14 protein-coding genes and 1 pseudogene are annotated in these 23,003 nt (G+C 38.7%); 3 read left to right on the plus strand and 12 right to left on the minus strand.

Annotated elements, in window-relative coordinates:
* Positions 1 to 92 precede the first annotated feature (92 nt).
* Entirely contained in the window at positions 93 to 410 is a 318-nt protein-coding gene (locus tag RMY16_RS24555; RefSeq protein ID WP_041566316.1) for a DUF3155 domain-containing protein, read from the minus strand.
* Between the two features lie 286 nt (positions 411 to 696).
* Here RMY16_RS24555 and RMY16_RS24560 point away from each other — a divergent pair, with 286 nt between their 5' ends.
* Positions 697 to 2,052, plus strand: a complete 1,356-nt coding sequence (locus RMY16_RS24560) for an ATP-binding protein (protein ID WP_322738547.1) — start codon at positions 697 to 699, stop codon at positions 2,050 to 2,052.
* A 121-nt stretch (positions 2,053 to 2,173) separates the two neighbouring features.
* On the opposite strand, the gene RMY16_RS24565 is transcribed toward RMY16_RS24560, so the two are convergent.
* The 7 genes and pseudogenes from RMY16_RS24565 to RMY16_RS24590 form a co-directional block, all read right to left on the minus strand.
* On the minus strand, positions 2,174 to 4,900 hold the full coding sequence (locus tag RMY16_RS24565; RefSeq protein ID WP_322738548.1) for a protein kinase domain-containing protein: 2,727 nt from the start codon (positions 4,898 to 4,900) through the stop codon (positions 2,174 to 2,176).
* Between the two features lie 6 nt (positions 4,901 to 4,906).
* A complete protein-coding gene (locus tag RMY16_RS24570) occupies positions 4,907 to 5,647 on the minus strand; it encodes a hypothetical protein (protein WP_322738549.1) in 741 nt (246 codons plus the stop codon).
* Between the two features lie 874 nt (positions 5,648 to 6,521).
* The gene (locus tag RMY16_RS24575) at positions 6,522 to 7,763 is read right to left on the minus strand and encodes an S-layer homology domain-containing protein (RefSeq protein ID WP_322738550.1); all 1,242 of its coding nucleotides are present in this window, start codon (positions 7,761 to 7,763) and stop codon (positions 6,522 to 6,524) included.
* Between the two features lie 417 nt (positions 7,764 to 8,180).
* A pseudogene (locus RMY16_RS24580) lies at positions 8,181 to 8,822 on the minus strand (S-layer homology domain-containing protein); the annotation flags it as partial.
* Between the two features lie 1,631 nt (positions 8,823 to 10,453).
* The gene (locus tag RMY16_RS24585; RefSeq protein WP_322738551.1) at positions 10,454 to 11,173 is read right to left on the minus strand and encodes a conjugal transfer protein TrbI; all 720 of its coding nucleotides are present in this window, start codon (positions 11,171 to 11,173) and stop codon (positions 10,454 to 10,456) included.
* A 390-nt stretch (positions 11,174 to 11,563) separates the two neighbouring features.
* Positions 11,564 to 11,728 (minus strand): NACHT C-terminal helical domain 2-containing protein, encoded by a 165-nt coding sequence (locus tag RMY16_RS33130; protein ID WP_416211696.1) that lies wholly within the window; start codon positions 11,726 to 11,728, stop codon positions 11,564 to 11,566.
* Positions 11,729 to 11,782: 54 nt separating this feature from the next.
* On the minus strand, positions 11,783 to 13,357 hold the full coding sequence (locus RMY16_RS24590) for a hypothetical protein (RefSeq protein WP_322738552.1): 1,575 nt from the start codon (positions 13,355 to 13,357) through the stop codon (positions 11,783 to 11,785).
* A gap of 162 nt (positions 13,358 to 13,519) precedes the next feature.
* Here RMY16_RS24590 and RMY16_RS24595 point away from each other — a divergent pair, with 162 nt between their 5' ends.
* Positions 13,520 to 13,714: a hypothetical protein gene (locus RMY16_RS24595; protein WP_322738553.1), complete on the plus strand. Its 195-nt coding sequence runs from the start codon at positions 13,520 to 13,522 to the stop codon at positions 13,712 to 13,714.
* Positions 13,715 to 14,068: 354 nt separating this feature from the next.
* The gene (locus RMY16_RS24600) at positions 14,069 to 17,095 is read left to right on the plus strand and encodes an SMC family ATPase (RefSeq protein ID WP_322738554.1); all 3,027 of its coding nucleotides are present in this window, start codon (positions 14,069 to 14,071) and stop codon (positions 17,093 to 17,095) included.
* Here the strand turns inward: RMY16_RS24600 and RMY16_RS24605 are convergent.
* From RMY16_RS24605 to RMY16_RS24620, 4 genes are all read right to left on the minus strand, one after another.
* Positions 17,092 to 18,513: a peptidoglycan-binding protein gene (locus RMY16_RS24605; protein WP_322738555.1), complete on the minus strand. Its 1,422-nt coding sequence runs from the start codon at positions 18,511 to 18,513 to the stop codon at positions 17,092 to 17,094. The genes RMY16_RS24600 and RMY16_RS24605 overlap by 4 nt on opposite strands.
* Before the next feature lie 252 nt (positions 18,514 to 18,765).
* Entirely contained in the window at positions 18,766 to 19,275 is a 510-nt protein-coding gene (locus RMY16_RS24610) for an SH3 domain-containing protein (RefSeq protein WP_322661119.1), read from the minus strand.
* 289 nt (positions 19,276 to 19,564) lie between these two features.
* Positions 19,565 to 21,076 carry an AAA family ATPase gene (locus RMY16_RS24615; RefSeq protein ID WP_322738556.1) on the minus strand — a complete coding sequence of 504 codons (1,512 nt, stop codon included), beginning with the start codon at positions 21,074 to 21,076 and terminating at the stop codon, positions 19,565 to 19,567.
* A gap of 149 nt (positions 21,077 to 21,225) precedes the next feature.
* Positions 21,226 to 22,959, minus strand: coding sequence for an ATP-dependent nuclease (locus RMY16_RS24620; protein WP_416211698.1), 1,734 nt, complete (start codon positions 22,957 to 22,959; stop codon positions 21,226 to 21,228).
* Positions 22,960 to 23,003: the final 44 nt, after the last annotated feature.

The following is a 23,003-nucleotide window of genomic DNA, read 5'->3' on the forward strand; positions in this document are numbered from 1 at the left end:
AAAAAAAAATTAAATTTTGCATAAACTTAGCAATTTTGCCAGTTAATAATAGTCAGGAGCCACATTCAATGCCCAAGATGACCATCTATGGTTCACCGACTAGCTAAAGCAAGAGGTTCTTGACCTGGCGAAGGTTCTAACACCCTCAAACTAGGAAACAAGAAATGGTTTTCCTCTACGTATTGAGCACCAAACAGTCCCTTTTCTGCCCAGAAATAACGATCTGTAGTGTGTTCATTTCGCTTTACAAGTAGCAACGCAGGGGGCAAAATCCCTTCAGCTTGAATAAATCTTCTAGCTGCTGTTACAGGCTTTTCTTCGCCACTTTCGATGCTATATTGAGGCACGTGCTCCAAAATGCGCCGTCCTTCCTGACGACGACGACTCTTCCTTTTGCGTCTCCTTGCCAATCTATTGTCCTCCTCTTTCAAGCTATAGATTGTAGTGATAGCTACAAAATCCGTCGTCATTATATAGGTTCTAGTTCAGAATATCAATACTTTTTAACCTTTTAATATAAGAAAGTTAATATCTTTGAAACATCGAGAAAATAAAATCACCTAAGAATATAATCCCCTAGTAGAAACCATCTCTAAGAAAATTTTAGTTAAGCTTTATTAAATAAGTGAGGTAAAAATTAAGTATCCTCTCTTACATCATGCCTCAAAATCTATAATCTTGAGCAAGAGCTAAAAAATGTTAATGTCTGCCAGTTCCGATTTTCTTGCTCTGTGTCGAGAGCAAATAGCGCTACTAACCCAAGGGCTGGGAGCAACTTTAAGTATTGTGTACCTAACACAAGAATTGGTAGATACTCCTTCTGGCGATGCCAAACTGATTCCTGTGGTGATTTACCCGGAAACAGCATTATTACCGCCAGGAGAGGAAACTATTGAAGCGACGGCATACAAGCAACTTCATGTTGGAAATGCGTTTATATTACCCAATCATCAGGGAAGGTTATTGACAGCAGGTTCAGAATCTCCAACTTCGTCACGGGAGTCTGAAATCCCAGATGCGTCTCAACCCGATCTTAAAGAAGAGTACTTACTTAGTGGCAACCAAATTGTTTTACCTCTGATTTATGAGGGTGTGATGATGGGGTTACTGGTGACACGCAGGAAAGATCGGGCATGGAATGAACACGAGAAAAGTCAGATTCAACGGATAGCGCAAACATTAGCGATCGCTTGTATTTTAGATCAGCGGCGAGCATGGTTTGAGCAGCAGTTGCGCGAACAACAAATTCTCCAAGAGAAACAGGGGGATTTGCTAGATAATCTGTTGCATCAGTTTCGTAACCCATTAACGGCGTTACGGACTTTTGGCAAACTGCTATTAAAACGACTACGACCAGCAGACGCTAACCGGGATGTGGCAAATAGTATTGTCAGAGAAAGCGATCGCCTTAAAGAATTACTGCAACAATTTGAACAAGTAATTGACTTGACACAGGCAGATTTAGCACCACTACATCTACCAGAAGATGAAGTATTTGTAGAAGCAACTATTCAAAAAGATGCTAAACCGCCGCTATTATTGCCGGGAACGGGAGATAAAGCAGTTGACTGCTCGTTAGCAGATATATTAGAACCATTATTAATATCAGCCAAAGCGATCGCCCAAGAGCGAAAGCTAAAACTAATAACTGAAATTCAACAGAATTCATCCCTAGTACGTGCCAATGTTAAAGCATTACGAGAGGTGTTAACTAACATTATTGATAATGCTTTAAAATACACTCCTAATGGTGGCAAAATTTTGATTCAGGCGGGGCAAGAAAAAGCTAATTTTCAGGGAATAGTTATTAGTGATAATGGCCCTGGCATTCCACCCCAGGATTTAGAACATCTTGGAGAACGGCATTATCGGGGTGTACAAGCGCAAACAGAAATCCCCGGCACAGGTTTGGGGTTAGCGATCGCTAAACAATTAATAGAGCAAATGCAGGGCGAAATTGAGGTTTTTAGCCCTGCAATCAACTCTAAATTAACTTCACCCAATGCACCGGGAACTACGTTTATTATTTGGTTGCCTGAAACTAAAAGTTAGTCTATTCAGAATGGTTTATCCCGTTTTCCTCTAACTTTTAACCCTGATCAAAATCATCACCTAAAGTTTATTATTTTTAATAATCAAATAGCTAACTATTTATTCACATAATAGTTAGCATTTAAAGAGTTAGCATATCATCTAAGCGTATTGTCATATTACCTGACTGTACTTCAATCAGCGAAGAAGTTAGCTTATCAAACTCTAGAGGTACACCTATCTCGCCATTATTTATTAATTTAGACAGTGTTGGTATTTTTTCAAGATACTCATCACTAAGATACGATCTAAGAAGGACAGTTTGCATGTCATTACTATTGATAAAATCAGTAATATTACGCTTGAGTTTCTCCAGATCCTGAAGAAGTAAAGTAATTCTTTGCTTGTCTTCTTTACGACTATTATAATAGGAATTCTCGCTTTCATGAATAGTCAGTTTTAGATAGATAGAAGCAACTCTTTCAAGAATTTCTTTAATTTTAGACGTTTTTACATTTTTTGGCTGCTTGCTCAAACCAATGTTGTCAAAAAAATTCTTTTTTTGTTCGTTATACGGTTCTATTATGTTTATCTTTTTATTCTTAAGAGAGTTATTCATAGTCAAAATACTATTAATGATATCATTTATTCCTGGTTTACTGTAAGTATTGTTTTCAATGCCTACAAAAAATATATTATATATATAAATTCCTATCATGTTTAAATAATAAACACAAGGTTCGATATTTTGGTAGTAAACAACTTCCCTTACTATCTCAGAATTAGTAATATTATTTATAATTGTCGATACTTCATCTTTATTTTCTTCCTGAAATGAGACGTGTTTATAAGTTAAATTAGAGCCTTCACAAAAATCAACTTGCAATAATACATTTGTAGTATTATCTTGAGGCTTTATGATAATCCAATCTCCCTTTTCAATATTCTTTCTATAAGAAGACGAATCTAAAAATTGATATTCGTGTTTTTGATTCTCTAGTTCTTTAGTTTTTATTTTAATTTTCCGACGCAGAAACGCTAAATAATTTGGGACAAAAGGATTTCCCATATCACGAGTAATTTTTGTATATACAGAGTCACTTTTTAAATCTTTCTTATAATACTCTTCCGTCTTGTATGCCTGAAACCTGATAGTTAGATTTTCTGGTTCACCATTTGTCTCTCTGATAACTAAGTTTGTAGGATGTAATTCACTAAATGAGAATGAATTCTGCGAGGCGGAAGATTGCACAGAGCGATTAACTAATTCAGATATTTTATCCAAATACCAAAATCCTCTTACAAAACGAGCAGGTAATTTATCCTTATCCAAGTTCTGTAGTTCTTTGAGTGTTTCTAAAAAACTTGGAGTAGGTGAATTATTTTCCTTTTCCCAATTGCGGCGATAAAGACTATTATTTGTTCTTCTAAATTCAAAATTTTTGCTCTGCTCCAATTCCAGTATTTTATCAAGCACAAGCTGTACAGCTATTTTATCAGAATTGTCATCACTAAGGGTATAAAAAGTATTTCCTGCTTTGTAAAGTATGCACTTTAAAATAATTTCAACAATTTCGCGAGGGGCATATGTTGTTGAATTTTTATGAAGCTTAAAAGGCTCAAATACTTGAACTAAACTTGGTTCGCTAGATTGAAGACTAAAAACCTTCTCATAGTCTTCCATTATTTCATCAACTTTTTTCTCGCTTTTGTCATAAATCACTCGAATATTATCATAAAAACGCTCTGGCGATTCTCCACAAGTAAGTAGGTCAAAGAAAATAGCTCCCAAACCAAATAAATCCGTTTGTATGCCTTGTCGTTTATACAATACAATTTGTGTTTTACGGTCGTTATTAATATTTTTAATAACTTCATTATTTACATTAAGGAAAATATGTATCGAAAAGTTTTCATCAAGATAAATTGACTCAATTTCATACTGTTCTTTATTCTTACTAAAAACTACAAAATCATTATTTCCAATAATTGAATCACGAAGTTTAGGATCGGTACTAATAAGCTCAACTTTATGGTTTTCGCTATCTACTTGAATATCCGCATCACAAATATCAAAATAGTCTTTTTGTTCAGGTGAACGGTAGTGACGTGTTCCAAGAGGTAGTTCGGCATTAGCTATTGGTAAAGATGCAGTTATTGGATCTCTTTTTGGTAAGAGAAAACCAAGATCGCCAATCACAGCCTTAACTTCAGAACCCTCTTCGTTTACAAAAATATTTGCAGGTTTCATATCGAGGTGTAACAAACCAGCTTTATGAAGAGTTACAAGGCCTTGAGCAATATCTTTTAAATATGGAAGTATATTAGCTATACGATCTTCAAAGGTCATCTGTCTAAGAATCTCATATCCTGTAAGGTTCCCAGCAGTAGTATGTTGAGATTTTTCCTCTTCTGTATTTTCTTTACCGTCTCTTTCCAAAATGTCTTTCAGTGTTGCATCATACTTCTCAGTTACTAAAGCATAGTTTGAGATTCTTAATGGCTCAAAAAACACCTTTAGTGTCTTATATACATTTGATTCTTGAAATGAATCAGTCCAACCGACTGTCCTGATAACACCAAAAATCTTTCTCTCTCCCTTGGCTCGTGTAATTTCTTGTGTTGACTTAATTTCATTGTCAAAACGTGACTGATCGATCTTATGAGCATAAAGAAGTTTAACAGCAAATCTGTCTTCTTGATTACTATCATGGGCTGCAAATACGATACCAAAAGTGCCGTCACCAAGTTTAATAGGCTGCCCTTTTTCATCTAGCGTCAAATAAAAATTTTGGCTGTTACCCCCTAAAGTTTTAAACGAATACTTTTCATCTTCTTGTTTAAGGTTATCTTCTTTATCTAAGAACATAGTGATTTACTCCTGAGCTAAAATAAAGAGAAAATATTCTTTACGGGAGGTTTTAGGTTTATATTCAATTAAGATTGTTCTTTTAACTATGTTTTTCTCTACTGAGAATACTAAGTCAGGAATTGCTTCCAGCTTTATAATTTCACTAGCTTTATACTCTGTAAATTGGAAGGTTTCCGAGAATTCTAATGATAAATTATTTATATCTATAACTCGTTTGGAGCTATTTCTTGGAAATTCTAACTCTAGAATCCCATTTTTGTTAAAACATAACCCAAATTGTTCTGCATTTTCAATTGTTTTAATCAATGCCCACTCATTTTCTTGTATAGGAATTAATTTAACATTGTCAATTAACACTGATTTATCTTCTGGGTTTCCTTTTTTCTCCCACCAATTTCTTTGATTAATGATTAAGTGTAATCCACTGCTGAAAGGAACATTTTGAATATTGAGTTTGATGTTGCTTCCTGGTTCTATTTTCCGTTTTTCTGGCGTATTAGTTGGAAGAAAAGCAATAGATTCATTTACATTTTCTAACGAATTTTCTAAGCTTTTATTTGTCGAATTTTTGGGACTAATTATAGCTAAAGGCTTATTTTGATTACCTATTATAACAAAATTAAAGTTCAGAGACGTATTGATATTTTCTGCAAGTTTTAGATTCAGATTCTCGACACCTGTAAGTTTAAGTTGAGGGATAAATCCTTGAAATAATTTGATAATATCTAATAACTCTTGATTCATAAGCATTATTTCCTTTCTCTATATCTAATTAATTTGAGCGCTTGAGCAAAAGTACCAATATTAAAATTATTTTTAATAAGTCCTAGAAAAATTAGTCTGGTCTTACCTGTGGAGCGCTATATCACTCTCATCAATAAAAATATCACGAAATTACTGCTGAAACTTAGTTTCAGCAATTTTATAAAAATGGTAAGTTTAGTCAAAAAATAGCGTGAGTACTACATGCTTACAATATACAGCACTGACACTAATCTTACAATTCAACTTTAGATGGACGCTCTTTTATTACTCTCATTAGAGAATATTTAAAACCTTGTTTTTCCGTGCTTGCCCGCAAATAAAGATTTTTTGGCTTTACCGATCAAGGCTTTTAAAAAGATTCCAGATCAGCATCTTATTTTTCTCTCATCAGATATATAAAAGAGGGCTAAAGTTGAGTTACAAGTTATGATGTGTTTACGCTGAAGAGCAAAAAATTTTAAGAGTATCCCAAATTTACAAAATATATTGAGGTAAGATAACTCAGAACCAATCTCTGCATATTATCAGGACTTAGGCAGTGAAAAGTTGAAACCCCATCCTCCAAGCAAGCTTAAAAAAGTGGAGAATCTTAAAAGCCCCAGAATTGCGGGGATTAGGAGATATTTTGTGTGTAAATATTAAATGATTTTCTTCCATAAATTATGTTACTCTTGTTCAAATTCAAAATTAAGCTTCAGTAAACTGTTAGCCCAAGAAGAATAGATATCTCCAGAAATTATTATTCGTTGGCTAAAACCCCTGTAGAGCCGTAGCACTGCTACGGCTCTACATTCATTTTCGGAGAAGTCTAATTTATGCAAACAGATTGTGGGTTATAACTTTGGACTGATAACTATCTTAGTGAAACCAACAAGTTTTGATTAATGGTCATTTGTAAATCGGTATTTGGGTCAATGGCGATTAAGTCAACACTATTCTTCCCGAAGAACAAACCAACCAACGCACCGATACCAGCACCACCCAAGACTTCTTCTGTGGCGATCGCGCGATCGCCAGTGACAGCAGATACCGCAGTTGCTGCACCTGCGCCCAATACAGTATTCTTGATAATTGAGCTAACACTAGTACCCTTCTTGACGGTTTCAGTTTTGGTAATAACGTCAGAAGTAGCGTTCAGCTGATACTCTTGACCGCTGGTCAAAACCAGTTTTTCAGCAACGAATTGAGAACCACCCGTAGCAGGTTTGAGTTGACCAACAACTTGACTACCAGCAGGAATCACTACAGCTCCGTCTTGCGTAACCACGTTTTGGGATACTGTCAATGTCAAGGGCGAGGTTTCATCCTTTGTAACGAGAATTTTTTCTGCCTTGTCATACTTCACAGGAATAGCAGTCCCTTGAGCAATTGTCACTGATGTAGGTGTTGGGGTAGTAGATCCGACAGCCACAACATAAGGTGAGTTAACTGCTGAGGCTTGATTAGAACTAACCAATGCTTGGTAGATAAAAGCTGCTACCTGAGCGCGAGTGGCGGTTGCGGTTGGATTCAGGAAGTTCACATTCGGATAGTTGACCACAATTTGTTTTTCAGTTGCTGCTGCGATCGGGCTACGGGCATAGCTAGCGATATTAGAGGCATCGTTGAAGTATTGCAGAGTGCTTTCGGTATTACCACTGGGGCTATATTCCAAACCGTTAGCAAGGGAAACTAAAACTTGTTGGCGGGGGATAGCTTGATTAGGCTCAAAGCGATTTCCAGGATATCCAGATAAGAAACCAATGGTATAAGCTTGCTGAATTGCGCTGGATGCCCAATAGTTGCTAGGTACATCAGCAAAACTGATTGGCTGGCGTTGCTGTGCTTTTTGGAAAGCTTTGTTGACCATCGCGGCAAATTGAGCGCGTGTCACCGGTTCTTCGGGACGGAAACTACCATCAGGAAATCCGGCAATTACACCTCGTTGAGATAATTGTTGAATAAATTGTGCCGCCCAATAGTTAGATGAAACATCAGAAAAAGTCGTTTGAGCTAAAGATGGTGAAGCTGTAATGAAAGGCGCTACAGTACCGACTGTGACGCTAAAAGCCATGAGTGCAGCTGTTCTAGATTGCCAACGATTTAAGTTAAACATTATTTTTTTGCTCCAGTTATATTATTTTTTTACTGTTAATTACTTAGACATTTACTAAAGTACAAGGTTCCTAATTTTTCTGCTTTTTGTCAAAACCATGACTTTAGTCATACAGTCATAATTAAAAAAAATATATGCCAAACGAACTAGCTAATAAAAGCAATGTCATCACACAATTACCTATTAGTAAAATTCCTCAAATATAGATTCTGAGTGAGACGATGTAGAGCCAGAATAGTTGCTATTAAATAGAAAATTTTATGGTTAAAAGTAAAAGTGATCGCACACTTTAGTTAAAGTAGCGATCGCCTCTTGAATAACTATTTAAGTCAACAGATTCTAATTGTGACTGATAGAGGTGTTGAAGTAGTAGACTCAACAACCATTGTATAGGGCGAGTTAATTGCTAAGTTTTAACACAACATAAGGCGAGTTAATTGCTGAGGCTTGATTAGAACTAACTAATGCTTGGTAGATAAAAGCTGCTACCTGGGCGCGAGTAGCAGTTGCGGTTGGATTCAGTAACTTGACGTTCGGATAATTCACCACAATTTGCTTTTGGGTTGCTGCGGCGATTGGGCTACGAGCATAGCTAGCGATATTAGAGGCATCGTTGAAGTATTTTAAAGTGCTTTCGGTATTGCCACTAGGACTATATTCCAAACCGTTAGCGAGGGAAACTAAAACCTGTTCGCGGGGAATAGCTTGATTAGGCTCAAAGCGATTTCCAGGATAACCAGATAAGAAACCAATGGTATAAGCTTGCCTAATCGCGCTGGATGCCCAATAGTTACTGGGTACATCAGCAAAACTGATTGCTGCCCGTTGTTGGGCTTTTTGGAAAGCTTTGTCAACCATTGCGGCAAATTGAGCGCGTGTCACCGGTTCTTCTGGGCGAAAGCTACCATCGGGAAATCCGGCAATTACACCTTGCTGAGACAATTGTTGAATAAATTGTGCCGCCCAATAGTTAGGTGAAACATCAGAAAAAGCAGTTTGAGCTAAAGATAGCGGGGAGCATCCCACTTTGATGAGTTTGTCTTGCAAAGGATAATTCACTGGATCGCAAACAAAATCTGCTGACTTAGCCTCTATAGATGTCCGCGTTGGTGGATTTTGTTTATCTAACTGTGATTTCAAATCGTCAGATATTTTTTCAAGAGTGGGATGCTTACTTAAAAACTCTGAGTCTGCAACAATATCGTGAGGCCCCTTAGCAGTTATCTTAGAGCTATTGAGATAGATATTATAATCATAAACAACGTTTTTATTTTTAGTGTTGTTATTAATATTTTTCCCAGGAAAAGCATAGAGAATGTTCCTGAGAATTCTGACATCAGATGACGTATGAGCAAATATTTGTCCACCATTAAGTTCTGGACTCTGATTATTTAGAAAAGCTGTGTTATTGACAATATCAACATGGTCGCTAAAAAATGCATGAATACCCGATCCACCATTATTAAATGCAAGATTGTTTTTAACTAAAGTACGTCCTTTATATGGGGCTAGCTTTGAGTTGTCTTGATTTCTTGTACTATCGATAATAATGCCATTACCGTCTGTGATCTTTCCGACTGCAATCCAAGGGATGTACATACGATTGTTGTAGGTCTTGTTGTTGGTAACAAACATCTTGTATCCCTGGTTGTTGTCAGAATTCCAATTATTCAACATTGAAATCCCACTAGAACCATAAACACCATACCAGGCATTATTAAAGACCACATTATTATCTATTGTCACATAGTCTGCTTGAATCGCTGAAATACCTGCTCCTCCACAGTCATGCACTTTGTTGTTCAAAATACGGATGTGATGAACATGACCATTGGTTCGTCCGTCAATGTTGATACAGTTTCCATTTGTCAATGGGTTTACTTTGTTAGTCTTCTCACTCATCGCATAATCAAGAGTTATATTGGCATTGTTTCCTATAACCTCTAGCCCGTTGATTTCGATATATGAAGCTTTATGTGAAATCGCGATACCATTCCATGTATTGTGCTGAATTTTTGGAAAATGCCCAGGATATGCTTTATACTTAATCCATGCATTTGCAGTTCCAGAACGTTTAATATTTACTACACTCCCAGCTTTGCCTGTATTTCTGTATACTCCGTTCATTATTAATACTGTATCGCCAGGGTTCGTAAGGTCTGCTGCTTTTTGAATTGTTTTAAAGGCAGATGAAGTAGAAAGTCCGCTATTCTTGTCGTTTCCAGTACCACTAACATAGTATGTTTTCGGTGTTGAATTCGCGCTTATTAGCTCACGGCTAGATAGGCTCACTTCCTTGTTAGTGGATACCTGGCGGACGTTTTCTACTAAAGATACTTTTATATTGTCTCCCGGAACCAAAAGACTTAATACTACGGGAATTGCAAGATATGTGCTTAAACCGAAACCTTGAATTACCACAAGAAAAAGCTCCTCGCTCGCTACTACTTAACAAAAGTATCAGGATATTCCATAATTTTGAATACTCTTTTGGATACAGAATACAACAGAGGTAACTTTTAAATAAGTATTACAATAAATATCGATATTAATTAAGACGATATAGAGGTGGAATAGTTGCTGTTAAATAGAAGTTTTTAAGGTTAAAAATAAAGGCGATCGCACACTCTAGTTAAAGTGGCGATCGCATATCAGGGATAATTAAATTCACAACTTGAATGAAGTTAAATTTAGTAGCGGGATTGTGGTACTAAATTCAAGTTAGAATTCAGTGTGAGCCTTAAATCCTGTGCAGGTCTGAGGACAAAGGCATTTCCTTCTTTTTTCCGCAACAGCACGCTAGCACCCGCACCCGCAGCCGCACCAATAACAGGTTTTAAATCGTCAATTTTGCGATTACCAGTAATTAATGAACCTAAAAGACCAGCACCTCCACCAATAGCTGCGTCAGTTAAAACCTGACTTGTGTTAGCCCCTTGTCTAACTTTTTGAGTTGTGGTGTATGTCCGAGAAGTTGCATTAATCGACTGACGCTGACCGTTAGAAAATTCTAATTCTTGAGCGACAAACCTTACGCCTTTTCCTTGGTTATCATCATCTCTTGTATCTCTGGAATAACTATCTAAGTCAACAGATTCTAGCCGTCCATTTACTTTCGTACCAGCAGGAATCAAGACGTTTCTATTTCTGTCGATAATGTCGTTCGCTATTCTCAAGGTTAGAGATTTACTTTCTCCAGGAGCAATAGTAATTGTCTCTTTTTCGTAGGTGACAGGAAGAGCAACTCCAGAAGGAATGGTAACGTTTCCGTATTGCCCAGTTCTGTTTTGATCAATTCTGTATTGAGCATTAGCAGGAGCCAAGCTGAATAGGGGGCTAATGACGGTTGTAGTAACGGCCATTGCCATAAGTGCAGCAGTTCCAGATTTCCATTGATGTAAGCGTGTCATAAGATGGTTATCCTTTGTATATGTGATGTATTTAATGACGAGGATTCACTGAGTTTGTTTCTGACTGTTTTTAAACCTGTCTATAGGCGTATTCCGAAGATAAAAGTACTTATTATGATGGGAAGTCTTTGCGATCGCAATCGCTCCTCAGAATTTTTATCCTACTAATGTGCGTCACTCCAAATTAGAGGCGAGACACTTATAAGACGTAAATAAGTATTATTTTGTTCCAAAATGCTGTTTTACTACTCATGTCCACATATCTAAGCCATTGAATAGAAGCGAATCGGCTACCTGCGAACTCTTACTTTCATTCTAGATTGATTTGCTATGACTTGGGAAATATTTTCGCTTTTTTAACGAATGATTTAGTATTTGCTATGTGTGTATTTAAGATTGCTGTTGGCGCTGTTTAATCTCTGCTATCGTTAATAACAAAGTATCTTCTATTTGCTGTCGAATTTCATGGTTGACATAACAATCGCTATTTAAACAAGATATAGCAGTTTCCGGACTGGTGAGGTACTTTTTCAAAGCTACTAACCTCGATAACAAAGATTTGGGTGTACCTCAGTTGCTTAGAAAACGCTATATAGGCACTTCAGATTATCAAACTTTTGCCAAAGCCTTCTTGTTTCTCATAGCATACTTCTTTTTCAGCACTGGTAGAGCTGCAAGGATTATACCTATACCAAGGATAGTAGACGGTTCAGGAATGGAGGAAGAAGATGTATTAATACGTTGAGCGAAGATACCTGCTTGACCTTTTTGGCTACCTTGTGTCTCCCAAGCTATTACAAATTCTGCTGAATCATTATTAGGAACAATTGAAAAATCGTAGATTTGATTTCCTTCTGAAGCAATGGTGAAGGGATCACTGATTAGATTGCCTGATGTACCAATAAACTGCCCAATTAAGCCAGATTCGTTTATCCATGCAAGTAGATAAGTTTGTAATGTTTCGTTAAAAGCAACAGACAAAAACTCATAAGATACATTGCTACTGACAATAATCTCACTGCCTATTATTGTCCCACTCTTATCAAGAAACCGACCACGGATTTGTGGATCTTCAAAATTCCTATAAATAATGAGAAATTGTTTACTAATAGGGTTAAAAATTGTTCTGATAGGACTTAGAGGCGTTGCCCCAGATTTAAAATCTGGTGGCGGTACAATTTCAAGTTGTTCGCTTATTAGTCTACCGTCTGGATTAATAAAACGACCTTGTACCGTAAATTTGGGAGAACTTCCTTGCTCACGCCAGGTTGCTAAGTATTGGTTATTAACACTGTCCAATGCAACCTGTCCATTGGGAGCGCCATCACCAGAAGCATCAAGACGAATATTAGAATTAATTAAGGTTCCATCCGATTTAATTCGCTGCCCCAAGATTCTGTTAGCTGGCTCGAAGGCTCTAGCTGTCTGGAAGTATTGGTTAACTTCAGGATTATAAAGTAGACTAATTTCTTGCCCTGCACTACTGATTAAAAAATTGTCTCCAATGAACTTGCTGTCTGCTGTTAGTAGTTGACCTACAGAGTTGTTAAAAGGGAAAATTGGGTCTCCTTGAACTTGAAAACTCACTAAGTATTGATTATCAGTACTGTTATAAGCAATAACTGGCTGGAATTGGCTACCTAAATATCGACGAGATAAGTTGATGTTTCCCTCAATTAAAGAACCTGTAGTGGAGAACCTCTGTGATACCAAACCTTGTTGGGAAGACTCTATATAAGCCCATACAGCTATATACTCTTGCTCAATACTGTTGTAAGCTAAGGATGGATCGGATGCATATCCTGTTCCTTCTGATAGTTTAATAGGATTGCCTATTAGCGCTGCATGTGCAGAGTTAATTCCTATCGTTGTTAAAGTCAATACGGTGGTAGAAATAAAAGATTTAATTGGTTTGCAAAATTTTCTATTCATGTCACTTTTGAATAAAATTTTTGAAAAGTTAAGAGATAGTAAAAATTCTTGCAGTTCTAACATCTTCAAAAAGTCCATTATCGGTTCGGTATAAAGTGTAGCAAAAACATATGGATTTGAGGAAAGATAGAAATCATTAAGCCATGTATCAATAGCTTTTTGCCTACCAGCAGCAGCTTTGATTTGAGTACCAACTGGGAAAGCAGTGGCTAATCCACTAGCTCGTAGCGAACTTAGCGATCGCCCTGACATAAGCTAACCACTACACTTTTGCTGATTCTAACTGCCTATTTGGCAATTCATGCTCACCGCATACACAACTCACTCATATCACAAACCTGTATTTAAATCTAGAACAAACACTCACCTGTCAAAGTATGGATGTAGTGATTCAAACGATTTGGGAGTGAGTCGATGTTATCCAAGAAATTTCTTTCAAGAGATGAAGTGCTGACTGTTGTAACACTGATTATGGTGATTGGTTCTCTCACCCTTGCAGTTATCGATGAAAAGAGTCGCCCTCCATTTCTAGATTTAACCAAATTTGCTGTCGGTACATACATTGGATTGTTGATACCTCGGTCTAGATCAAGCGATCGCGATGTCTAAGACGGGTTACGCCTACGCAACTAGCCAATAACAATCCTAAATAATTCCCAAGAAACAAGATCCCCGACTTCTTTGCAAAGTCAGGGATCTGTAACTTTCAATTCTCACAAATCAAAAAATAATGTTTTCTTCTCAGACAACAGAAAGAAATAACAAAAGTCTCCTGGAAAGTTTCATTTTTCTCCGAAGACAGTAAAACTTTTTCATGCAATAAGAAAAATTGACTGATAGTATTGTAAATTTTTGTAAAATTGATGTCTTCAAGACTAGAAACCTGATATCTAGATAGCTAAACTAACAAACAGTGCATCTGTACTGTTATTTATTAAAAATAGATGTGGCGCTATAGCGTGAATGATCCCAGTACAACTTATCCTCAAAAACTTCCTTAGTTACCGTGATGCAACTTTAGATTTTGGCGGTTTGCATACGGCTTGTATTTGTGGTTCCAATGGTGCGGGTAAATCCTCCCTTTTAGAAGCAATCACTTGGGCAATTTGGGGTGAAAGCCGCGCCACTGCTGAAGATGATGTCATCTATTCTGGTGCAAAAGAAGTTCGGGTTGATTTTACTTTCCAAAGTAACCAGCAAAAATATCGGGTAATTCGTACTCGAATTCGGGGAGGTACTAGCGTTCTTGAATTTCAAATAGAAATACCATCTGGGTTTCGCTCACTCACTTGCAAAGGGGTAAGAGCAACACAGGATTTGATTTTAGAACACATCAAGCTCGATTACGATACATTTATTAATTCTGCCTACTTACGTCAAGGTCGTGCAGATGAATTCATGCTCAAGCGTCCCACAGAACGCAAAGAAATTTTAGCGGAGTTGTTGAAACTCAATCAGTATGATGATTTAGAAGAACGGGCAAAGGAATCTTCTCGTCAGTTCAAAGCGCGGGCAGTGGAGTTAGAGCGTTCTTTGGAGTCGATAAAAATTCAGCTGCAACAACGCGAAATCACCCAAGCGCAAAGAGTAGAGTTAGAAGCCGAACTCAACCAACTGCAACAGGTGCAAGCTTTTGATAATATTCAATTACAAAGTTTGCAAGTTGTCCAGCACCAGCGCCAAAATTGGGAACAACAACTTAATTTTATAAAGCAGCAATACCAAAATCTTACCCAAGATTGCGATCGCCTCCAACAAGAACAATCAGCTATTGGCTCTCAGCTATCAGATTTAGAAAAAATATTACACCAGGAAGCTGAAATTAAAGCTGGATACGCCCAATATCAAAGTCTCCAATCTCAAGAAGAAGCTTTTGCTGTCAAATTTGAAGAATACACCCGCGCTGGGCAGAATCGCCAACAAAAGCAACAACAGCTTACCAAACAAATTCACGAAATCGAACGGCAACTGCAACAAGCCCAAGCGCAGCTAGAAGCTTTGCAGCAACAAGAGCGAGACATTCAGCAAACTCTGACTAAATCAGGTGAAGTAGAAGCTGCTTTGTCACAGCTAACCGCAGCCCGTCACCATGTTGCTCGTTTAGATCAACTGCAAATGCAAGTGACTCCCTTGTTGCAACAACGAGCAACTTTACAAAGTCAACTCGATCGCACTCATGCTGGTTTAGTAGCGCGGCTCGAACAACTCCAAAGTACTGAGAACCAATTGCAACGCCAGCACGGCCGCCAACCGCAACTGCAACAAGCGGTGATGGATGTAGCAATCCAGATTGAGGAACTGGAGAAAAAGCGGGTTTATCTGCAACGAGTCCAAGAAAAAGGGCAAGAAAGGCGGCACTTTATCGAACGTCTGCAAGCTCATCAACGGGATTATGAAAAACTGCTGGGAGAATTAGAGCAGAAATTGCAAATGCTCCAAAATCCTGAAGCACTTTGTCCATTATGTGAGCGTCCTTTAGACGAACATCACTGGAGTCGGGTGGTGGAAAAAACCCAAAGTGAGTTAGAGGATACTCAAGGGCAGTTTTGGGTAGTGCGAGAACAAATGGCTGTATCTGACCGAGAAATTCAGGTACTTAGGCAGGAATATCGCGATATATCCCAACAATTGGCGGGCTATGATGGTTTACGCGAACAACGGGGACAGTTGGCAGCACAATTAGAAGCGACAACTGATGTGCAACAACAGTTACAACAAATTGCTGCTGAAAAACAGCATTTAGAGCGATCGCTCCAAGCTGGTGACTACGCTCCAGATAAACAAGCCGAACTCCGGCAGTTAGACCAATATCTGCAACAAGTTAATTATAATGAACAAGACCACGCCCTCGCCCGGAGTGAAGTTGAGCGATGGCGATGGGCAGAAATTAAACAAGGGCAAATTAAAGATGCGACTAAGCGACAAGCGCAACTATTAGCCCGAAAACCAGAATTACAATCCCAAATTGCCCAATTACAAGCCAAAATTCAGCAGGATCAGATTGATTCTGAATGTGCTAAACAAATCGCGGCTCTTGAGCGTCACATTACTGAAATTGGCTACAGTTCTGAGCAGCACAACAATTTGCGTATAGCTGCAAAGAAAGCTCAATCTTGGCATTTGCGGTATCAACAACTGTTATCAGCCCAGCAGCAGTATCCCCAACTCCAGACGAGATTGCAAGAGTTAGAGGAATCCAGAAGCGCCAGATTAACCGAGCGGCAAAAACTTGGTGGACAAATCGAAAGCATTATTCAGCAACTACAAGCAACAGCTAACCCCTCTGCCCAAATTCAAGCTCTAGAGCAGCAGTTAGCAATACGTAGACGGCAACTCGATGAGCAAATTACAAAGTTAGGGCGTTTAGAACAGCTGGCGCATCAACTCGAAACGCTGCAAATTCAGTACGAACAACAGCAGCAGCAACTACAAGCTTGCAAGCAAGAATATCGAGTTTATCAAGAATTAGCGCAAGCATTTGGTAAAAATGGTATCCAAGCACTGATGATTGAAAATGTGTTACCGCAACTTGAAGCTGAGACAAATCAACTACTTTCGCGGCTGAGTGGAAATCAATTTCATGTACAATTTATTACTCAAAAAGCTGGACGTAGTGCTAAATCAACTAAGAAAAATGCCAAGCTAATAGACACTCTAGATATTTTAATTGCCGATTCTAGAGGAACACGAGCTTATGAAACTTACTCTGGTGGGGAAGCATTTAGAATTAACTTTGCCATCCGTTTAGCTTTGGCGAAATTATTAGCGCAACGGGCGGGGGCGGCGTTGCAATTGTTGATTGTGGATGAAGGTTTTGGTACACAGGATGCTGAAGGATGCGATCGCTTGATTGCCGCGATTAATGCGATCGCTTCTGATTTTGCTTGCATTCTCACTGTTACCCACATGCCGCACCTCAAAGAAGCCTTCCAAGCCAGGATTGAAGTGAATAAAACTCAACAAGGTTCGCAGTTGAGTTTGTCAATTTAATTGTATTTTACCCGTGCATCAAGACCTAATGAGCGAAGCTTTTTGGTTAGTGTTTCTGCTTGGGCGCGATCGCTAAATGCTCCAGCATTCACATAATCCCCTAAATTGGATTGCTCCGCGACAGCGCTGGGTATATATTGTTGCACTTTACTCAGAGTATCATTACTGGAAATTGGAATTATTACTCTGTAAGGATTATTGGCAACTAATGTATTGCCATTGGTAACAGGTACTACATAATCATTTGCAGGAGGTAATGCATAGCGGTTAGTGTCAGCTAATACATAATCATTATTTTGAGTATAATTGCCCCCAGTTGAACCATTTAACCCCAATGCTTCCCAAGTTTGCCAATCTACATTTCCAGTAGAATTAATTCGAGAATATTGCTGGAATGCAACCACAGATTGTCTGGTGTAATCGTTGAAAAGTCCATCAGGATTAGCATTAGAGAAACCCAACTGCGCCAAACGCTCTTGAACTACTCTGACATTTTCTCCGCGATCGCCTACAGTTAGATAATTTCTGCCTGGTTGTTGAATACCACCTGTAGAGACTCTACGCACTGAGTCCAAAACTAGGGCATTAGCAATGCCATCAACAGGTAATCCATTATTTCGCTGGAATGCAATTACAGCTTCTCTAGTCATTGGGCCAACATTCCCAGTAGCATCAGCATTTAAATAACCTAGCTGCCGCAAACGCACTTGGAGTTCTCTGACTTGTTGAGTGGAAAGACTCGATCTTCCTGGAGTCGGAGAGGAACCCATTAGTGCGTTCCAAGTTTGTCGATTCACAATCCCGTTAGCAGTTATGCGATAACTTCGCTGGAATGCAATTACAGCATCTTTAGTAATTCGTCCAAAATTCCCAGTGGGATTAGTATTAAAGTAGCCTAATTGCCGTAGACGCTGTTGTAATCTTGTGACGGCTGCACCAGTTTTGCCTTGAGAAAGAGTAGGATATTGACCAACTGGCGCTCGCGATGGGCCACCGATACTTCTATTAGAACTTCTACTTTGACACGCTCGTTGCAAGGCTCGTTGAGTACTAGCACCCACAACTCCATCAGCCGATATTCTATTGGCTTGCTGGAATTTGATCACAGCATTTTGAGTCAAGCTAGCAAACTTACCTGTCACTGGGCCGTTAAAATAGCCTAACTTTTTTAAACATCTCTGGCTACTGCTAACTTCAGGCCCATTACTTCCTATTTTCTGAAGTGCTAAAGCTTCTCCAGCAATACTCAGAAGCCCCGTAATTAGAGCCACAGACAAAAGACGCATTGCAGCACCAGTCGATAACTTTTTCCAATTTAAAAATTTAAAATTAACTACGATAGGAACAACCTTGATGCTTTCGGATGCCTCGTAGACTGAGGCAAGCTTGATTAAATGGCTAGCTACCCCTGTTTTCACTTGCTTTTTTCAAGTTAATGAATATAAAAAAGTATACCACTTACTATGTGTAATAATTACTTTTCGTATGATTCTTTACAAGTAAGTGTCCTGGGGAGGAGAGAGTGGGGAGATGAGGGAGATAGGGGGACAAGAGGACAAGGGGGTAAACAAAACTCCTAACTCTTAACTCCTAACTCAGCACGGGCTAAACGCCCCGCTTCCGCTAACAGCACTCAGCACTCAGCACTCCTAATGCCCCATGCCCCATGCCTATTGTTCATCAACTTTTTCAGTATTACCTGCTTTCACCCAACCTTCTTGTTCGCTACCTTCCAAACGGATCTTTTGCCAAGCTTTATCCTCGCTTTCTGACAAAATAATAATTTTTTGATTAAAAGTAACTCCACCAATCTTTTCAGCTTCTTGATTTGGTTGCGATCGCAAACTCAAGCCTTCAGCCCAACTAACACGCCCTCGGTAAGCTCCCGATGGTAATGGTTTTGATGATGGGGTAGCCTTTGGTGATTCTGTAGGAGTAGAGGTTGGGCTTGGAGACGATTGAGGAGATGTCCCAGGTGTAAGAGCGGGCTTACTTTCTCCAGGCTCAGTTTTTTTAGGAGCTTGGGCTTTCACCGAAGGACTATCATTGGAATAAATGGGTTTGGCAGGGGCTATGCCAGTACGATTCATAAAATAGAGTGCAATTGCAGCACCGCCACCTATTAGCACAGCGATCGCTAAGAAAAACCCCAGTATAAACTTTGTTAAGCCAGACAACATAATTAAAACCTGATTATCAAGAGTCAAGGGTGAAGGTGAGCCAGTCATGTGCGTATTTTCCCCCATTGAGGGGAGCGGTGTTGAACTGGCTCTCAAGGGTTACGAGTAAAGAAACAAGTAACCCATCAGTATAAGAATCAATAGTCCATAATAATTCATCATTAACTATTGACTTTTGACTAACTGATTATTGTAGCTATGCTGAATAGACATCTGGTGAAATTAAATATGCGTTATCCAGAACCCTTGTAGAGACATAGAAGTGCTACGCCTCTACATTTTTTTGGATTCACGTAGTACGCCGGAGGCGTTCGCTCAAAGGACTGTGTTTAGATGCTAAACGCGCTCTCCCAGCAGCAGCCCATTCTTGGAGTTGCTGAATTTGCTCTACAGCAGTTCGTGCTAAGGGTATGATCTGACTGGCTGCTTCTAAAATGTCGTCGGTAGCAAAGTCGCGGTTTTGGCTAAATCCAATATGCATCGCTTCAATTAAAGTTTGCTCAATCTCGGCCCCAGAAAAATCGGGCGTTTCATAAGCTAACCTTTCGATGTCATAACTTTTCAGGTTATGGGGGCGCAGTCGGGATAAATGAACATCATAAATTGCTTTTCTCTCTTCTTGGGTGGGCAAACCCACAAAGAAAATTTCATCAAATCGCCCCTTGCGGAGCATTTCCGGCGGTAAGGCTTGGATGTCGTTGGCGGTGGCGACGACAAACACGGGTGAGGTTTTTTCGGCTAGCCAGGTAATAAAAGTACCAAACACACGGCTAGCTGTTCCGGCATCACCTTTACTACCAAGTCCGGCAAAGGCTTTATCTATTTCATCAATCCACAAAATACAGGGAGCTAAAGCTTCAGCTACTTGGATCATTTGGCGAGTTCGAGATTCTGATTCACCCACCAAACCACCAAATAACCTTCCCACATCCAAACGTAGCAGGGGTAAATGCCAATGATGAGCGATCGCTTTTGCCGTTAACGATTTACCAGTCCCCTGAATACCCACCAACATTAAACCACGGGGGTGCGGTAATCCGTACTGTCGCGCTCGATCTGTAAATGAACCTCCCCGCCGAATCAACCAATCTTTCAAGTTATCCAGTCCGCCAATATCAGAAATTTGCTCAGTGGCAGGATAGAAGTCCAGGATTTGGGTTTGGCGGATAGTTTGGCGCTTTTCCTCCAAAACCAGATCCACATCTTCTGGTCGCAATTCTCCGTGGGTTGCGATCGCTCTTGCCAAAACCCGGCGAATTCGTTCCATCGAAAGCCCTTGACAAGATAGCACCAAATCATCTAAAACTTTGCCAGCAAGGGAGTTACTAGTACCTTGTAGTAAGCGTTCTATCTCAGTTCTAATTTCTGGCGCGGCGGGTAAGGGAAACTCGACGACTGTCAGCACTTCGGTTAAATCGTCAGGGATGGCGATGCGTGGTGACAGTAGGACAATATTTTTTGGTTGCGATTTGAGGAGTCGGGACAGGTTGCGGAGTTTGCGAGCGATCGCTACATCATCTAAAAAGCGATGATAATCTCGGAGAATCAATACCGCAGGTGCAGAAGCTGGTAATTTTTCGATAAATTCTAAAGCTTGTAGGGGATTACGTCGCCCAAACCCAACATCATTGGGGTTTCCCTGATAGCCATCAACAAAATCCCAAGTATACACTGGGCGATTACCCTGGTTGCTTGCTTCTTCCCGGATAGCTGCTTCTACCCGCTCCTCTTCGTATGTGGGAATATAAATCAAAGGGTAGCGGGCACGTAGCAGCAGTTTAAACTCTTCACGGAAGTTCATAATGTAACTGTGGTTATTAGTTCTTCTCTCATTGTTCAGGTTTGTATCGCCTCTCACAACTAAAAAACCAACATCTACCAGTTCATAGCGGTTATCAGTGCGATCGCGCTTTTGTGCTAATCATGATTAGATAATCAGTATAAAAATCACTACTGACTTTTATGTAAGATATTTCCTAATTCTTCAGCAAGTTCAGACAAGAAATCAGGTTTATTTTCAACTAGCCATTCTGTAAGCTTATAAGAGTGTTTAGTCTTTCTAAATTCCAATTTATTGTCACATAATTTTTGAAACATACTTTCAATTATATTTGCACCGTGAATTTTAGATAACCAATTTTCATTTGAAACTTCTTCTCTTTTTACGCCTTGAAGCAGATAAGATTTTTCCTGTTTAGTTTTGTCAATATATTCCTGAATCTGAGTAATGCTAATAGGTGTTTCTAGCCATGTACATTCTTCATTAATTACCACTGATATAGCTTCAGGATAAAGTAGATAATTTTCATACATGGGTAGGCGTAAAAAACTCACACCTCTCTTCTCTAGTTCTTGAATTTTTGTTTCTGTCTTACTTTCTCTATCGAATATAAATGCAATGGCTGGCGGAAACAGGGTTGCTCCTGTTGTAAGTTTTTTGTAAATATCAAAAACAAGGTCAGATCGTTTTCCATCCAAAAGAGCATCAGTGCTATTGACAGATAAAATTTTAATCCCCATTAATGTTGTTCTTGCAACTTTTTCAAATATCAGTGGAAAACATTTTTCCTCAGTTTGTCCTTCTACCCAAAGAATACTATCAGCACCGAAAACATCGGATAACCTAACTCCAAGTTCAGCTAAAATTTCGTTTTGTGACTCTATCTCTTTTGAATTTACTACCGATGCTGTTGTTTCACAATCTTGATATTGGAGCTTTATAATATTTGAAGGATTTGCCGATGCGATAATTTCTGGTGAATGAGTAGCAATAAAATATTGATGTTGTGGGAATTTTTTAAGAGTTTCTATAAGCTTTTTAGCTGCACCTGGATGTAAAAAAGATTGTGGTTCATCAATAATCAATGTTCTATGTTCTTCAGAAGAAACTAGAATATATAAAATTGCTAGTACTTGACCAACTCCACTTCCACATGATGACAGAGGTAGTGATAAATCATATCTATGAAGATTATCTGTGTTCCAAACCAGGATTTCAACATTTGCGTTATCTCTCATTACAACAGAAATCCATTTGATTTCTGGCAAAATAGTCGAGACTAGTTTATTGAATTGAGAAAACATCCCTGGAATTTTACCTTGTAATATGAAGAGTACTTCCGCAAGATTAGAAGCGTTTGATTTTAGGTTGGTATCAGCTTTATTTTCACATTTATAAATTCCAATATTTAAACGTTCAGCCTGAAATCTATAAATACGAGTTTGAAATTTATTGAATAGTTTGTAACCTATGCTTCCTTGAATGTCTCCGCTATAGTTGACAAAAGGTTCTTCCACAATGCCATCTTTATCAGAATAAGCAGTTGTCTCTTCAAGAACAATTTTTTTGCTATTATCATATTTAATTTTGTAAAAAACTTTTTGAAAAGCTTGTTCATATAATTCAAAATTAAGTAACTTTTTTAAAGATATATTATCCATTTTCATATTAGGTTGCAAATATGAACTTGTCTCTAGAAAATCAGGAGTTTCTAAAAAATATCTAAATTTCTCAATAGCATATATCACAGATTCTCTAATAGCACTCATGTATTGATCGTGATATTTATCTGGATCATAATCGTATCTTTGTGCAACATAATAATATTCTTTTGTTGCTGCTCTAGGAATTCCAATATTAGAAGAACAATCTTCTATAAAATTTAGTAATTCTTTTGTAAGGATTCAGGTCTAATATTTAAGAAGCAGTGATGGGCGAGACAGATAGC

It is taken from the genome of Nostoc sp. DedQUE12b, assembly GCF_034530835.1.
Lineage (GTDB): Bacteria > Cyanobacteriota > Cyanobacteriia > Cyanobacteriales > Nostocaceae > Nostoc.

Coding starts and splice junctions, on each gene's coding strand:
- RMY16_RS24560 (WP_322738547.1), top strand. CDS start 697: ATGTTAATGTCTGCCAGTTCCGATTTTCTTGCTCTGTGTCGAGAGCAA.
- RMY16_RS24565 (WP_322738548.1), bottom strand. CDS start 4,900: ATGTTCTTAGATAAAGAAGATAACCTTAAACAAGAAGATGAAAAGTAT.
- RMY16_RS24570 (WP_322738549.1), bottom strand. CDS start 5,647: ATGAATCAAGAGTTATTAGATATTATCAAATTATTTCAAGGATTTATC.
- RMY16_RS24575 (WP_322738550.1), bottom strand. CDS start 7,763: ATGTTTAACTTAAATCGTTGGCAATCTAGAACAGCTGCACTCATGGCT.
- RMY16_RS24585 (WP_322738551.1), bottom strand. CDS start 11,173: ATGACACGCTTACATCAATGGAAATCTGGAACTGCTGCACTTATGGCA.
- RMY16_RS24590 (WP_322738552.1), bottom strand. CDS start 13,357: ATGTCAGGGCGATCGCTAAGTTCGCTACGAGCTAGTGGATTAGCCACT.
- RMY16_RS24595 (WP_322738553.1), top strand. CDS start 13,520: ATGTTATCCAAGAAATTTCTTTCAAGAGATGAAGTGCTGACTGTTGTA.
- RMY16_RS24600 (WP_322738554.1), top strand. CDS start 14,069: ATGATCCCAGTACAACTTATCCTCAAAAACTTCCTTAGTTACCGTGAT.
- RMY16_RS24610 (WP_322661119.1), bottom strand. CDS start 19,275: ATGTTGTCTGGCTTAACAAAGTTTATACTGGGGTTTTTCTTAGCGATC.
- RMY16_RS24615 (WP_322738556.1), bottom strand. CDS start 21,076: ATGAACTTCCGTGAAGAGTTTAAACTGCTGCTACGTGCCCGCTACCCT.